This is a genomic window from Stenotrophomonas sp. A3_2, assembly GCF_036624925.1.
GTDB classification, from domain to species: domain Bacteria; phylum Pseudomonadota; class Gammaproteobacteria; order Xanthomonadales; family Xanthomonadaceae; genus Stenotrophomonas; species Stenotrophomonas hibiscicola.
On record NZ_JAZKVY010000238.1, the window covers coordinates 129,987 to 145,291 of the forward strand.

Below are 15,305 nucleotides of genomic sequence, written 5' to 3' on the forward strand. Positions count from 1 at the left end.
ACTTTGATTGACAATCGCGAGCAACCCGCCAATCGCTTCGGCTGCCGTTTGTTCCCTCCCCTCACGGCTTCAGGATTGGCGGGTTTTTCGTGCCTGCTGTATTCCGAACTGGGCGTTCCATCACGCTTCCTGTCAGGAACCTCCTGACCCGGCCAGGTACCGCGACCTTTACACTGTCGTTCTCCGCTTTCGCCCCTTCCGCCCTACTCCTGCATGCTCCCCTGGATCCTGGCCCTGCTGTCGGCCCTGCTTACCTGTTCCCTGGCTGTTGTCTATCTGTGGTGGATCAAGCGGCGGCAGAAGGAGATGCAACTTGGCCTGCAGGCCCTGGCGGGGATGCACTGGCGAGAATTTTCGGTACTCGTCAAGCGCATGCTGCGCGAGCAGCGTGGCCTGCGCGAGCTGGTCGATCCGGCCGAAGATGCCCGCGAGCCGAGCAGCGACTTCCTGCTCAGCGACGGTCCCAACCAGTGGCTGGTGTCATGCAAGCACGGCCTGGCCTACCGTATCGGCACTGCCGCAGTGAACGAACTGGGGGCGGCCGCGCGCCTGGCCGGTGCGAAAGGTGGCGTGCTGCTCACGGAAGGCCGGATTGAGCGCGATGGCCGGGCAGCTGCCGAGAAGCAGGCGGTCGAGGTACTGGACGGCCCGCGCCTGTGGCCGCTGCTGCAGCCCTACCTGCCGGGTGACATTGAAATGCGTGTGCGCGCCACTGCCCGCCATGAAGCCCTGCGCCGCATCGCCATCGCCGGCCTGGGATCAATCACGCTGGGGCTGCTGGTCGGCCTGGGCCTGCAGGGCCTGCGCGCGGACGACGCCGCACCCACTGCCGACGCATCGGTAGTGCCAGCGCCAGCGCCAGTGCCAGCGCCGGCCCCTGCTCCGGCCGCTACCGCTGCACCTGCCCCCGGAGCATCCCCGAGCACGCCCGCCACCGCGACCTCGTCGCCGCAGGGTGTGGCCGCGCCGGCGGCCGACCCACGCAGCAATCCCAACCCGGATGCGGCCACCCTGGATCGCTACCAGGCCGATCTGGCCCGCGCCCTGGCTGGCAAGCCCGGCATCGCCAGCGGTGTCTGGCTGACCCGGCAGACGCTGGCGATCAACCGCACCGGCGAACTGGACGCGGTGTGGCCGCTGGTCTGCGAGGAAGTGCTGCACTATCCCGCCCTGCGCAACGTGCGCATCCAGCTCAATGCCCGCCCCGGTGTGGACGAGCCGGTGCGCTGGCGGCAGTGCGCTACGTATTGATGGGGCAGCATCCACGCATGGCGTGGATCGACCGAAGGTTCTCACGCATCACGTAATCCCAACCGGGATTCAGTGTTGCACGACATGCGTGGATACGCCCTACCGAGCCCCCGGCGCGAAGCGCGCGACCAGGTCCCAGGCGTCGCCGAGGAACATCTGGCGCACGCGGGTGATCGGCTGTTCGCCACGCCAGGTCAGGCGTTCGATCACCAGGCAGGCGGTACCGGGCTTCACGTCCAGCAGCCTGGCGGTGGCAGTGTCCGCCCCCCAGGCGCTGATGCGGTGCTGGGCGCGGGTCCACGATACGTTCTGCAGCAGCCAGCTGCCCGGCGCGGTGGTACTGAAATCGACCTCCAGCACCTCGGGCACCCCCACCGGGCTGATCAGCCGATGCTCCAGCGCCAGCGGGCGGCCGTCGGCCAGATGCAGGCAGCGCATCGCCAGCAGTTTCTCGCGGCCCGCCAGCTCTACCTCGCCGGCATTGCCGGGATCGGCCAGGCGCAGTTCCCGTTGCAGCAGGCGATAGGCGTACTGATGGCCGCGCGAGCCCACCTCCATCGCGATATCGGGAATCTCCAGCGCCACCTGCTCAAGGTGCGGGGGTTGCCGCGCCACGAACGAACCCGCACGACGGCGACGTTCGATCATGCCGCTCTCGGCCAGCGCGGTCAGCACTTTGTTCACCGTCATCCGCGAGCAGCCGTACTGCTCCATCAGCTCGTGCTCGTATGGAATCCGGAAGCCCGGCGCCCACTCTCCACTGAGGATGCGGCTTTCCAGATCGCTGCGGATACGCTGGTTGAGCGTGGCGGACTTGCTGGCCTTCACGTAATGGGGTCTCGGTAGCGGGAGGCGATCAGCCCAGCACGCCGCGCAGGGCGGCGGCGAAGGCGGTGGTGATCGCCTCGCGCTGCAGGTGGCGGCCCCCGGCCACGCATTGGCGGCCATGGCGCCAGACCGATCGCAGCGCGCCATTACGTGCGGCGAACACCCAGCTGTCAAGCCATGCGTCATCCTGTCGCGCCTGCAGCGCGGGATGCCCGGCATCCAGTTCGACCAGGTCGGCACTGGCGCCGACCTGGAGGCCAGCGGGCACGCCCAGCGCCTGTGCACCACCGTGCAGTGCGCCTTCGAACAGGAAGCGACCGGTGCTGCGGGTGGCATCCGGCGCCAGCACGTTGCGACCGCGCAGGGTCAGCCGCTGGCCGTATTCAAGCAGGCGCAGTTCTTCGGCCGCATCGATCAGCACATTGGAATCGGAGCCGACACCGAAACGGCCACCCTCGCGCGCGAACGCCTGCATCGGGAACAGACCGTCGCCCAGGTTGGCTTCGGTGATCGGGCACAGGCCGGCCACCGCCTGGCTGGCCACGATGGCGGCACGCTCGTCGTCGGTGATGTGGGTGGCATGCACCAGGCACCAGCGCGCATCCACCGGCGCATGGTTGTACAGCCACTGCACCGGGCGCTGGCCGCTCCAGGCCAGGCAGGCCTCCACTTCGCGCACCTGCTCGGCGATATGGATGTGCACCGGGCCGTCGGTTAGCGGCAGCAACGCACTCAGTTCCTCGCCGGTGACCGCACGCAGGCTGTGCGGTGCGATGCCGAGCACCGCGTCGGGCAGCGCGGCCAATGCCGGCTTGGCGGCCTCCAGCAGCTGCGCGAAACCCTCCACGTCGTGGATCAGGCGCCGCTGCGCTGGATTCGGCGCCGCCCCGCCGAAATCGGCATGCGCATAGAACACCGGCAGCAGGGTCAGGCCGATGCCGGTCTGCTCGGCTGCCGCCGCGATCCGTGCACTCATCTCGGCGCGGTTGGCATAGGCGCGACCATCGGCGTCGTGGTGCAGGTAGTGGAATTCACCGACGCGGGTAAAGCCGCTTTCGAGCATTTCCATGTAGGCCTGGGCGGCGATGGCCTGCACCGCGTCCGGTCGCAGGTGGGCCAGGAAGCGGTACATCAGCTCGCGCCAGCTCCAGAAGCTGTCACCGTCACCGCCGCCGATCTCGGTCAGGCCGGCCATGCCGCGCTGGAAGGCATGGCTGTGCAGGTTGGGCAGGCCGGGCACCAGGATGCCGACGCGGGTGTCGTCGTGCTGGGCGCCCTGCCCCGTGTGGATCGCCGTGACGCGGCCGTCCTGCACCTGCAGGCGGACATCGCGGGCCCATCCCTCGGCCAGCAAGGCGTGGGCAGCATGGAAACTGTGCGGGGAACGCGAATCGGACATGGCTGGACAACCCGAAATGGACGCCTATATTGTATAGACATATAAGCACAGCCGCGTTGTGGATGCCATGCACGTCGATACCCTCTGGTCCAACGTCCACCTGATCACCCTCGACGGCGACGGCCTGGGTGTCATCCGCGATGGCGTACTGGCCTGCGCCGACGGCCGCATCGTCCACGTTGGCCCGGCCGGCAGCGACGCTCACCTGAAGCCGACCACCCGCATCGATGGCGAAGGCCGCTGGATTTCGCCCGGCCTGATCGACTGCCACACCCACCTGGTCTACGCCGGCAACCGCGCCAACGAATTCGAGCAGCGCCTGCAGGGCGTGAGCTATGCCGAGATCGCCCGTGCCGGCGGCGGCATCGTCTCCACCGTGCGCGCCACCCGCGCTGCCACGCCCGAGCAACTGGCCAGCGAGAGCCGCCCGCGCCTGCTGGCGATGCGCGCCGAGGGCGTGACCACGATCGAGATCAAGTCCGGCTACGGCCTGACCCTGCCCGACGAACGCAAGCAGCTGCAGGTTGCACGCACGCTGGGCGAGCAATGCCGGGTCAACGTGGTGACCACCTTCCTCGGTGCACACGCGATTCCGCCGGGCCGCGAGGCACAGGAGTACACCGACGAGGTGTGCGACGTGATGATTCCGGCCATCGCCGCGGAAGGCCTGGCCGAAGCGGTGGATGTGTTCTGCGAAAACATCGCCTTCTCGCCGGCGCAGGCGCGGCAGGTCTTCGAAGCGGCGCGCGCGCATGGGCTGCCAGTGAAGATCCACGCCGAACAGCTGAGCAACCAGCATGGCGCCGAACTGGCCGCCAGCTTAGGAGCACTGTCGGCCGACCATATTGAACATCTGGATGACGCCGGCATCGCCGCGATGGCCGCCGCCGGCACCGTGGCCGTGCTGCTGCCGGGCGCCTTCTACTTCACCCGCGATACCACCCTGCCGCCGATCGCTGCATTGCGCGCGGCCGGCGTGCCGCTGGCGCTGGCCACCGACAGCAACCCCGGCACTTCGCCGCTGACCAGCCCGCTGCTGGCGATGAACATGGGCGCCACCCTGTTCCGCCTGACCGTGGACGAGTGCATCGCCGGCTTCACCCGTGAAGCGGCGCGCGCGCTCGGACGCAGCGACCGCATCGGCCGCCTCGCCGTGGGCCTGGACTGCGACCTGGCGATCTGGGACATCGATGCCCCCGCCGACCTGGTCTATCGCATTGGATTCAACCCGCTGCACGCGCGCGTGGTGCGCGGACAGCCCGACCTGCCTGCCTCCTGGAGCAACACATGAGCAACACCCTGGTTCTTCGCCCCGGCCATGTCACTCTCGCCCAGTGGCGGCAGGTCTATCGCGGTGCGCCGCTTGCACTGGACCCGGCCGCGCTGCCGGTGGTGCGCGCCAGCGCTGCGGCGGTGGCCGCCATCGTCGCCAAAGGCGCACCGGTGTATGGCATCAACACCGGCTTCGGCAAGCTGGCCAGCGTGCGCATCGAGCGCGAAGACCTGGCCACCCTGCAGCGCAATATCGTGCTCTCGCACGCTGCTGGCGTGGGCGAACCGATGCCGGCCAGCGTGGTGCGGTTGATGATGGCGCTGAAGCTGGTCAGCCTGGCGCAAGGCGCATCGGGCATTCGCGAGGAAACCCTGCTGCTGCTCGAAGCGATGCTGGTCAAGGGCGTATTGCCCGTGGTGCCGGCACAAGGCTCGGTGGGTGCTTCCGGCGATCTGGCACCGCTTTCGCACCTGGCCAGCGTGATGCTGGGCGTGGGCGAAGCCTACATCGGTGACGAACGCCTGCCCGCAACCGACGCACTGGCGCGTGCCGGCCTGCAGCCGATTGATCTGGGCGCAAAGGAAGGTCTGGCCCTGCTCAACGGCACCCAGTTCTCCACCGCCTATGCGCTGGCCGGCCTGTTCGAGATCGAGACCGTGTTCCAGGCGGCACTGGTGACCGGCGCGCTGTCGGTGGAAGCAGCCAAGGGTTCCGACACGCCCTTCGACCCGCGCATCCATGCCATCCGTGGCCAGCGCGGGCAGATCGCCACCGCCGCCACCCTGCGCACGCTGATGCAGGGCTCAGGCATCCGCGAATCACACCGTGACAACGACGTGCGCGTGCAGGACCCGTACTGCCTGCGCTGCCAGCCGCAGGTGATGGGGGCGGCGCTGGACATCCTGCGCCAGGCCGCGACCACGCTGGAAATCGAAGCCAACGGCGTGTCCGACAATCCGCTGGTGTTCACCGATACCGGCGAAGCGCTGTCCGGCGGCAACTTCCACGCCGAGCCGGTGGCCTTCGCCGCCGACATGCTGGCGATGGCGGTGTGCGAGATCGGTTCGATCAGCGAGCGCCGCCTGGCGATGCTGGTCGATCCGGCGCTGTCCGGCCTGCCCGCCTTCCTGACCCCGCGTCCCGGTTTGAATTCCGGTTTCATGATTCCGCAGGTGACTGCTGCCGCGCTGGTCTCGGAAAACAAGCAGCGCGCCTACCCGGCCAGTGTTGATTCGATCCCGACCTCGGCCAACCAGGAAGACCATGTGTCGATGGCCGCGCATGGCGCACGCCGGCTGATGCAGATGGCCGAGAACGCCGCCAACGTGATCGGCATCGAACTGCTGGCCGCTGCGCAGGGCTGCGACTTCCACGCGCCGCTGCGCTCCAGCGCCGCGCTGGAAAGCGTGCGCGCCACCCTGCGTGCGCAGGTGCCGACGCTGGAAGAGGACCGCTATTTCCATCCGGACATGGTGACCGCCACGAATCTTGTGCGCAGCGGCGCGCTGGCGCAGGGTTTGTCCGATCTGTTGCCGACCGTGGAGCCCCAGGCATGACACCCCTTCCCGAATGGTTGACGGTGCACGAGGGCGACGCCCCGTTGATCGTCAGCTTTCCACATACCGGCACCGAGCTGCCGCACGACCTGATCGGCGACTACCACTCGCCGTGGCTGGCGCGCCGCGATGCCGATTGGTGGGTGCATGAGCTGTACGACTTCGTGCGCGGCATGGGCGCAACCACGGTGCGCTCGGCGATCTCACGTTCGGTGATCGACCTCAACCGCGATCCCAGCGGCGTGTCGCTGTACCCGGGCCAGAACACCACCGGCCTGTGCCCGCTGACCACCTTCGACAACCAGCCGCTGTACAACGCCGGGCGCGAGCCGGACGACGCAGAAATCGCCCGTCGCCGCGACACGTATTTCCTGCCCTATCACGATGCGCTGGCTTCGCAGATCACGCGTCTGCGTGCACGCCACGGCACCGTGGTGGTGTACGACGCGCACTCGATCCGCTCGCACATCCCGCACCTGTTCGACGGTGAGCTGCCGCAGTTCAATTTGGGCACCGCTGGCCCCTCCGGTGCACCGGACACGTCCTGCGACAACGCCTTGAGCGACGTGGTGGAGAACCTGCTGAAGATCAGTGGCATGAGCCAGGTGCGCAACGGCCGCTTCAAGGGCGGCTGGATCACCCGCCACTACAGCAACATCGCCGGCGGCGTGCACAGCCTGCAGATGGAACTTGCCTGCCGTGGCTACATGCACGAGCCCCTGCCGGACCAGGTGGACGAACACAGCTGGCCCACCCCGCTCGACCCCGACCACGCCGCACCGTTGCGCCACACCCTGGCGCAGGTGCTCAACGCCTGCCTTGAATTCGCTACGAACCGGAGCGCCGCATGACCCGCAACGACCCGTCCCGCACCATCGCCGCGCCGACCGGCACCACGCTCAACGCCAAGAGCTGGCTGACCGAAGCACCGCTGCGCATGCTGATGAACAACCTGCACCCCGATGTGGCCGAGCGCCCGCAGGAACTGGTGGTGTATGGCGGCATCGGTCGTGCCGCGCGCGACTGGGAGAGCTTCGATGCTATCGTCGAAACACTCAAGCGCCTGGACGACGACCAGACCCTGCTGGTGCAGTCCGGCAAGCCGGTGGGCGTGTTCCGTACCCACGCCGATGCACCGCGCGTGCTGATCGCCAATTCCAACCTGGTGCCGCGCTGGGCCAACTGGGACCACTTCAACGAACTGGACAAGAAGGGCCTGGCCATGTACGGCCAGATGACTGCCGGCAGCTGGATCTACATCGGCGCGCAGGGCATCGTGCAGGGCACCTACGAGACTTTCGTGGAAATGGGCCGCCAGCACTTCGGTGGCGACCTGACCGGGAAGTGGCTGTTCACCGGCGGCCTCGGCGGCATGGGCGGTGCACAGCCGCTGGCTGCCGTGATGGCCGGCGCCTCCTGCCTGGCCGTCGAGTGCCGCAAGAGCAGCATCGACATGCGCCTGCGCACCGGCTATCTGGATACCTGGACCGACAATCTTGACGAAGCGCTGCGCATGATCGAGGAGTCGTGCAAGGCCGGAACGCCGAAGTCGGTGGGCCTGCTCGGCAACGTTGCCGACGTGCTGGCCGAACTGCTCAAGCGCGGCGTGAAGCCGGACCTGCTGACCGACCAGACCTCCGCGCACGACCCGGTGAACGGCTACCTGCCGCAGGGCTGGACCGTCGAGCAATGGGACGAGAAGCGTGTCTCTGCACCGAAGGAAGTGGAAAAGGCCGCGCGTGCTTCGATGGCCAATCACATCCGCGCCATGCTCGGCTTCCACGCACTGGGCGTGCCCACCGTGGATTACGGCAACAACCTGCGGCAGATGGCGCTGGAAGAAGGCGTGGAGAACGCGTTCGACTTCCCCGGCTTCGTGCCGGCCTACATCCGCCCGCTGTTCTGCCGCGGCATCGGCCCGTTCCGCTGGGCGGCACTGAGTGGCGACCCGGAAGACATCGCCAAGACCGATGCCAAGGTGAAGGAACTGATTCCGGACAATCCCCACCTGCACCGCTGGCTGGACATGGCCGCCGAGAAGATCAAGTTCCAGGGCCTGCCGGCGCGCATCTGCTGGGTCGGCCTGGGTGATCGCGATCGACTCGGACTGGCGTTCAACGAGATGGTCGCCAACGGCGAACTGAAGGCGCCGGTGGTGATCGGACGTGACCACCTGGACAGCGGCAGCGTGGCCTCGCCAAACCGCGAAACCGAAGCGATGGCCGATGGCTCCGACGCGGTGTCCGACTGGCCGCTGCTGAACGCCCTGCTCAACACCGCCAGTGGCGCAACCTGGGTGTCGCTGCACCACGGTGGCGGCGTCGGCATGGGCTTCTCGCAGCACGCCGGCATGGTGATCGTCTGCGACGGCACCGAGGCGGCGGCCAAGCGGATTGGCCGCGTGCTGTGGAACGATCCGGCCACCGGCGTGATGCGCCATGCCGATGCTAGGTATGAGATCGCGGTTGAGTGCGCGAAGGAGAAGGGGCTGGATCTGCCGGGGATTCTGGGCTGATCGCGTCACAGAGATGACAAGGCGCGTGAAGAGATATATCGTTCAGTCTTCTTTGAAATAAGCGCACATCTGTGCACGCCTTCAATATAACTGGGTAGCAAATTGAATTTCACCAACCAGGATTTGATTGAGCAGAATGTTTTCGAAGAGCGCGCCGAGCGCCTTTCTAGACATGAACTTCACCAATGGACTGCCCTCACTGATCTCGATAGGGGTGTAATTGAAAAGCTGAAGGGGCCTGGAGTTAAGCTCCTCCTCGGCCCCAGAGGCTCCGGCAAGTCGACCCTCATGAAACTTGCGTATTATGAGACCCTTGAATCCGAACACGCACTGCCTGTCTACATCAATTATTCCCACTCGCTAGCTCTTGAGCCCCTTTTCCACACTCAAGCGAATGCACTCCGCCTTTTTCGACAATGGGTGCTTCTCAAGATCTTAGTCGGAGTTAGCGAAACACTACGTGAGCTGAAGGTCCCTGCGAACGAAGAAGTTTCCTACAAAGCCAACGCTGCAAAATCGGCAATCCGGGATCTGGAGCGTGGGGTGGTGCCTGAGTCCCTGGAAATTGAGACATCTCCGTCCGAGATGATTGAATTCCTTGAGGCAACCATCCTGCGAATCGGTCGATCCAGGTGTGTCCTTCTTATGGACGACGCGGCTCACGCGTTCTCATTAGAGCAGCAGCGAGAATTCTTCGAAATATTCCGCCAGCTGCGTTCACGCAAGGTAGCCGGCAAGGCCGCAATCTACCCCGGCATCACATCTTTCTCCCACAGCTTCAATGTTGGTCATGAAGCGGAAATCATAGAAGCTTGGTACGACCCTTCAGAAGAGTATTACCTTCCTCTGATGCAGGAAATTGTGAGGAAGCGTCTAGGGGACGCCATAATAGTCCGGCTCGGCTCAAGCTTTGAGGAATATATAAATGTAATTGCCCTCGCTGCGTTCGGGCAACCACGCGGCTTCCTTAACATGCTATCCGATGTGATCGGTGATGCAAGCACAGCAAAGAGCATAACTCGCCGCCGAGTCCTCAGCGCAATCGAGGGATACGCCTCATATGTGGATGGCGTCTTCCTTGCATTGGCAGATCGACTCCCTCGTTACAAGAGATTTGTAACTGCAGGGGAGCGCGTCAAGAGCGAACTTATCTCAATAGCCAATGATTACAATCGAGGAAAGCCAGCAGAGAAGCGCACTCAGATCGTTGGAATCAAGGAACCACTCAATGCAAATCTTGAGAAGATTCTTCAGTTCTATGAGTACGCGGGACTCGCACGAAGAATCAAGAGTCACTCAAGAGGAAAGATTGGCGTTTATCAGCGCTACCAACTGCACTCCGCCGTAATCTTCTCTGGCGGCGGCCTTGGACTGGGACAAAATTTCACAACAGCCGAGCTGACTCGATCACTTTCAAATTTTGACGCTCACGAGTATTGCAAGATCTCCCCCTCTCGCTTGTTGAAAGATGTAGTAAACGACTTGTCACTTGACCTGCCTCCCTGTGCCACCTGCGGCACGGAGCGAGCAGCTGCAGAGCAAAAGTTCTGCATGAATTGCGGCTCCAGATTGACCGAGGCCTCACTCTACGAGGAGCTCCTCAAGAAGCCAATAGAAATCCTTCCAATACCGCGAAAGAAGATAGACGGAATCATCAAGACCACTAAGATTCGTTATATTCAAGACATCATTCTGGACGAGGCACAGACCCTTCTAAAGGTTCCACGCATCGGAAAAATATGGAGCGCCAGAATTCGAAATATTGCGGAGGAATATGTAGGTGTCTGATCCGTACGGAACGCCAAATGAGAGCGAACAGCATCAAAATTTAGATGTAAGCCGATGCATTGAGGTTGAAGATGAGGTCAATATCTCCGGAATAGACTTCTTTGAAGACAATCTAAAGGAGCTAATAAAATTCACGGCGACCAATTATAAAGATAGAGAAATTATTCGCCTTGCATTACTTGGCCTCGTATCACTGACTGAGAACTATTTTAGGATCATCCTTTCAGACACACTTCGATCCTGCCCAGAATCCCACTCTCTATGCTCAAAATTTGACGTAAATTTTGCCAGCGCCCGTTACTACTCTCCGCGATCGATCGCACGATCACTAGTGGACAGTTTAGTTTTTTCAAATTCAACCACAATCGCATCGGAGACCAAAAAGCTCACCGGCATAGATGTAAATGACTCAGAATCCGTGAAGAATGCATTGAGCGAATTCCATAAAGTATGCATCCTTCGCCACGCCGCTGTGCATTCGTTCGGCCGCCTAGGCGGAAAGAATGTTATGGAGCTTGGCCTTAGGCAAGCCAGCGGCGTCATGGTTTCGCCGAGTTATGATGCGTTTGATGAGATCTGCGGAATCTGCCAGAACCTTGTCAGAGCATACAGTTCTTTTATGTGGAGAGCGATAGTGAGCCGACTCAAATCCAAGGGCCTCCTAAAATTCGACAACTCAAATATTGACCAAGATTTCTTTGCCACCCTACAGAATGTATTCTGGACTCGAACAAAAATCGCCTCAGACGCAGGCGTGCTTTATGGGGAAATCTCAGCCCAAGCCACGGGTTGATCGATTAGCACACACCCGATCTCAAGAATCTAACACCATCAGGATAGTCACTAATTTAACACCCATCTGATATCACACAGCGAATTATGGCCCCACTTCGAAACTGCACCACCCCATACGGAAGAACTTCGAAGTGAAGATAGTTCATGGAATCCTCCTAGTTGCCCTGTGCTTCCCATTGGACATGGCAGAAGCAGCTCATGGGAATTTGAGTTTGCACTCTGCCCCCCAGCTGCAGACCAACCGTGAACGTTACGGCATTGCCGGCCAGGCGGTGCTGGTCGCACACAACGACCAGGTGCTGTACCAGGGCGCCAGCGGCGAACGTGATCGCGCTACGCACACACCTGCCGCCGTCGATTCCATCTTCGCCGCGCAGTCCATGGCTAAATTGCTGACCAGCACGCTGGTGATGCAGTTGGTGGATCAAGGCAAGGTGGATCTTGACGCGCCGGCCAGCCGTTATGTTCCGGACCTGCCGGCCGCCTGGCGGACGATCCCGGTGCGCGACTTCCTCAACCACAGTTCGGGCATCGGCGAGTACTACGACCGGGTGGAGAACCGCTGGGTCAGCAAGGGCTACACCGGTGTGGCGCCTAATCTTGCCGCTGCACTGAAGGTGGCCGGCGCGGCGCCGATGCAGTTCGCCACCGGCAGCCGCGTGCAGTACACCCAGGCGAACTACCTGGTGCTGACGGCGTTGCTGGAAGCGCACTATCGCAAGCCCTACCCGGCCATCGCACGCGAACGCATCCTGCAGCCTTTGAAGATGGCCAGCACCTCGTGGGGTGTCACCAGCGTGCCAGCCACGCGCGCGGCGGTGCCGTACATCGGCAAGGACGGCCAACTGCAGCCGGCCAATGAAGACCCTTGGCCGGACTACGGCTGGGGCCATGCCGACCTGCAGACCACCGTGGGCGACATGAACCGCTTCCTGCAGGCACTGGCCACCGGCAAGCTGGTGCGCACGGCGATCTTGGAAGAACTCTGGCAGCCGCAGAAACTGAGCGGTGGCGGCAGCAATTTCTTCTCCACCGGCTGGGACACCACCCGCAGTGACGGCTACACCCAGGTCGGCCATGATGGCGGCACCCGTGTACGTGCGCGATTGGCCTACAAGGGCACGCTGGCCAGCGGCTACTGGGTATTCGTTTACCTGACCAACGGCAGCGCCCGTAATGTCTGGTCGAGCACGCTGGTGGAGAGCGCGATGGCGGTGGCCGCGCCGCAGGAGTTTCCGCACGCTGTGCTGTCCGAGCGGTTGATCGGCTATGCGCTGGATGACAGCGCCGATGCGAAGCCGCTGATGCGTAGCTGGCTGCGCGACAGTAATGGCGTTCCCACCGGCGAACTGGAGCGCGCGATCAATGCCGATGGCTATGCCATTCGCGAAAGCCTTGGTGCTGGCAAGGCGCTGAAAGTGTTCACGCTCAACACCGAGCTGTATCCGGATTCGGCCAACGCGTGGGACAGCCTGGCCGAGTGCCATGCGGCATTGGGCGAAAGGGAAGCGGCTGATCGGCTGTATGCGAAGGCCAAGGCGCTGGCGAAGCCCTCGCCCTAAACCCTGCTGTAGAGCCGAGCCCATGCTTGGCTGCTCTTCGTTGCGATCGCAGGAGACCCGCGCTGCGCGCGATAGCCGAGCATGGGCTCGGCTCTACATGGATGTTGCGGGCGGCCATACGCGAGCGACGGGTGACGTGACGCCGCCGACCTGTTAACTTTCGCACAACTTTTGTGGTTTACAGCATTTCCGCATGTCGCTCTCGTCGTACCGCCCCACCCCGTCGCAGTTGTTCCTGGCCGTTTCCCTCGGCCTTTCCTCCACCGCCGCCGCAGCCCCGCAGGCCACCACGCTGGATGCTGTGCAGGTCTCCGCTGCTGCCGATGCCAGCGCGCAGGCGCGCGAGGCGCTGAAGCGCGTACCCGGCGCCGGCAACGTCATCGACGTGGCCAAGGCCGATAGCCGCCTGTCCTCCAGCGCGGATGTGCTGGCCTACCAGCCGGGCATCAGTGCGCAGTCGCCGGGCAACGAGGGCACCAGGATCTCGATCCGGGGCTCGGGCATCAACCGGGGCCCCGGCGCGCATGCCTCAGGCATTGCGGTGTCGATCGACGGCCTGCCACTGACCGGCCCGGGCGGCACGCCCTACGAGCTGCTCGAACCGCTGTGGCTTTCACGCGTGGAAGTGCTGCGGGGCGCCAATGGTTTCGAGCGCGGCGCGCTCGCGCTGGGCGGCGCCATCGACTACGTCAGCCGCAGCGGACGTGATTCGGCGGGCGTGCAGCTGCACTACGAAGCCGGCAGCCGTGGCTACCAGAAGCGCGGCATCAGTTGGGGCGGCGCCAGTGGTGATGTCGACTACTTCCTAGCTTACACCGATACCGAGTTCGATGGTTATCAGCACCATGCGCGCGGCGACGGCAAGGGCGCGATGGCCAACATCGGCTGGCAGATCACGCCCGACCTGCAGACACGTTTCTTCGTGCGCTACCGCGAAACCAATCACGAAACGCCCGGTCGCTTGACCCGCGATCAGATCCGCAACGATCCGCATGCGGCAAACGCGGCCAACCTGGCCATCGATGCGCGCCGCCCGCAGCCGGGCAGCACCTGGGTGGCCAATGTCACCACGCTGCAGATCGACGAGGATTCTTCGCTGCAGGCCGGGCTGGTCTACCACACGTACCCGATGGACTTGAACGAGAGCCTGTACCGCCAGCAGCTGGACTACGCCAACCTCAACGCCACGCTGGACTACCACCACCGCCACCGGCTGTTCGGCCTGGACAGCCAAACCACGATCGGTCTGCGCGTCACCCACGATCTGGACGCCGATGTGCGCGAGTCGCTGCGCTTTGCCAGCAACGGCTATGCCGCCGGTACGCGCACGCGTGACTTCCGCCACCACGGCACCGACAGCACGCTGCACGTCGGCAATACCCTCACCTTCAACGACCGCCTGCGCATGCAGACCGGGCTGGCACTGATCAGCACCCGCCGCGACGTGCGGGTGACCTGGCCGAGCAGCGGAGGCCGCCTGCGCGACCACGACTGGGACTACGCGCCGCGACTGGGCTTCACCTGGCAGCACAGCGCGCAGACGCAGTGGTTCGGCAACCTCAGCCGTTCGGTGGAGGCGCCGCACCCGTGGTCGATGATCTGGGGCTCGAACCAGTACTTCGGGCCGGGCAATGGCCCGTCTACCGGCCGCCAGCGCGCGCCGGTGCCGATGCAGAACCAGACCGCCACCACGCTGGAACTGGGCGCGCGCGGTGACGCGGCGCTGGGTCGCTGGGAACTGACCGGCTACTACGCCCACGTGAACCATGAATTGTTGAGCGTGGAGCTGCAGCCGGTACCGAACCTGTTCATCGCAGAGAACAACGCCAGCCCCACCGTGCACCGTGGCATCGAAGCCGGATTGGACAGCACACTGTGGCGGGCCGCGCCGGGGCGCCTGTCGTTGCGCCAGGCGTACACCTTCAGTGATTTCGGTTACCGCCACGATGCGCGCTTCGGCAGCAACCGCCTGCCGGGCCTGCCGCGCCACAGCTACCAGGCCGAGCTGCGCTTCGATCATGCCTCCGGCCTGTACGCCGCGCTGAACAGCGAATACGCCTCGCGCATCGCGGTGGACTACGCCAACAGCTACTGGGCCGATAGCCACGTGATCTTCGGCAGCCGCATCGGCTACGAGGCACCCGGTGGTCGCTGGCAGGCCTGGGCGGAGATGCGCAACATCGGCAACCGCCACTACGCGGCCACGGTCACGCCGGGCTACGACGACGCCGGCAAGGATGTCGCGCGCTCGACGCCAGGCGAAGGCCGTGGCGTCTATGCGGGCGTGCGCTGGCGCTTTGACTGATGGCCGCAGGCGGCGCCGGGTCTGACCCGGCGC

At 64.1% G+C, this 15,305-nt stretch carries 11 protein-coding genes; 9 read left to right on the top strand and 2 right to left on the bottom strand.

The genetic code is table 11. From position 1 onward, the window contains the following. The first annotated feature begins 213 nt into the window (after positions 1-213). Positions 214-1,251 carry a restriction endonuclease gene (locus R5H29_RS09310; RefSeq protein WP_332329085.1) on the top strand — a complete coding sequence of 346 codons (1,038 nt, stop codon included), beginning with the start codon at positions 214-216 and terminating at the stop codon, positions 1,249-1,251. 99 nt (positions 1,252-1,350) lie between these two features. Here the strand turns inward: R5H29_RS09310 and hutC are convergent, their stop codons facing one another. Together hutC and R5H29_RS09320 are read right to left on the bottom strand one after the other, a co-directional pair. After that, positions 1,351-2,079 (bottom strand): histidine utilization repressor, encoded by a 729-nt coding sequence (gene hutC / locus R5H29_RS09315; RefSeq protein WP_074724833.1) that lies wholly within the window; start codon positions 2,077-2,079, stop codon positions 1,351-1,353. Positions 2,080-2,107: 28 nt separating this feature from the next. Beyond that, positions 2,108-3,478 (bottom strand): formimidoylglutamate deiminase, encoded by a 1,371-nt coding sequence (locus R5H29_RS09320; RefSeq protein WP_155029790.1) that lies wholly within the window; start codon positions 3,476-3,478, stop codon positions 2,108-2,110. Between the two features lie 67 nt (positions 3,479-3,545). Between R5H29_RS09320 and hutI the strand changes: the two genes are divergently transcribed. The 8 genes from hutI (at position 3,546) to R5H29_RS09360 (ending at position 15,272) form a co-directional block, all read left to right on the top strand. Beyond that, entirely contained in the window at positions 3,546-4,769 is a 1,224-nt protein-coding gene (gene hutI, locus R5H29_RS09325; protein ID WP_332329086.1) for an imidazolonepropionase, read from the top strand. Further along, the gene (gene hutH, locus R5H29_RS09330) at positions 4,766-6,307 is read left to right on the top strand and encodes a histidine ammonia-lyase (RefSeq protein ID WP_164144602.1); all 1,542 of its coding nucleotides are present in this window, start codon (positions 4,766-4,768) and stop codon (positions 6,305-6,307) included. The genes hutI and hutH overlap by 4 nt, the downstream gene beginning before the upstream one ends. Further along, positions 6,304-7,158 (top strand): N-formylglutamate deformylase, encoded by an 855-nt coding sequence (hutG, locus tag R5H29_RS09335; RefSeq protein WP_171954501.1) that lies wholly within the window; start codon positions 6,304-6,306, stop codon positions 7,156-7,158. The genes hutH and hutG overlap by 4 nt, the downstream gene beginning before the upstream one ends. After that, complete coding sequence (gene hutU / locus R5H29_RS09340; protein ID WP_332329087.1) at positions 7,155-8,822, top strand: urocanate hydratase; 1,668 nt, start codon at positions 7,155-7,157, stop codon at positions 8,820-8,822. Before hutG ends, hutU begins: the two co-directional genes overlap by 4 nt. Positions 8,823-8,924: 102 nt before the next feature. Further along, positions 8,925-10,610 carry a hypothetical protein gene (locus R5H29_RS09345; RefSeq protein ID WP_134955320.1) on the top strand — a complete coding sequence of 562 codons (1,686 nt, stop codon included), beginning with the start codon at positions 8,925-8,927 and terminating at the stop codon, positions 10,608-10,610. Then, positions 10,603-11,403 carry a hypothetical protein gene (locus R5H29_RS09350; RefSeq protein ID WP_332329088.1) on the top strand — a complete coding sequence of 267 codons (801 nt, stop codon included), beginning with the start codon at positions 10,603-10,605 and terminating at the stop codon, positions 11,401-11,403. Before R5H29_RS09345 ends, R5H29_RS09350 begins: the two co-directional genes overlap by 8 nt. 184 nt (positions 11,404-11,587) lie before the next feature. Then, positions 11,588-12,967, top strand: coding sequence for a serine hydrolase domain-containing protein (locus tag R5H29_RS09355; RefSeq protein WP_332329089.1), 1,380 nt, complete (start codon positions 11,588-11,590; stop codon positions 12,965-12,967). Between the two features lie 193 nt (positions 12,968-13,160). Further along, positions 13,161-15,272, top strand: a complete 2,112-nt coding sequence (locus R5H29_RS09360; RefSeq protein WP_332329090.1) for a TonB-dependent receptor domain-containing protein — start codon at positions 13,161-13,163, stop codon at positions 15,270-15,272. Positions 15,273-15,305: the final 33 nt, after the last annotated feature.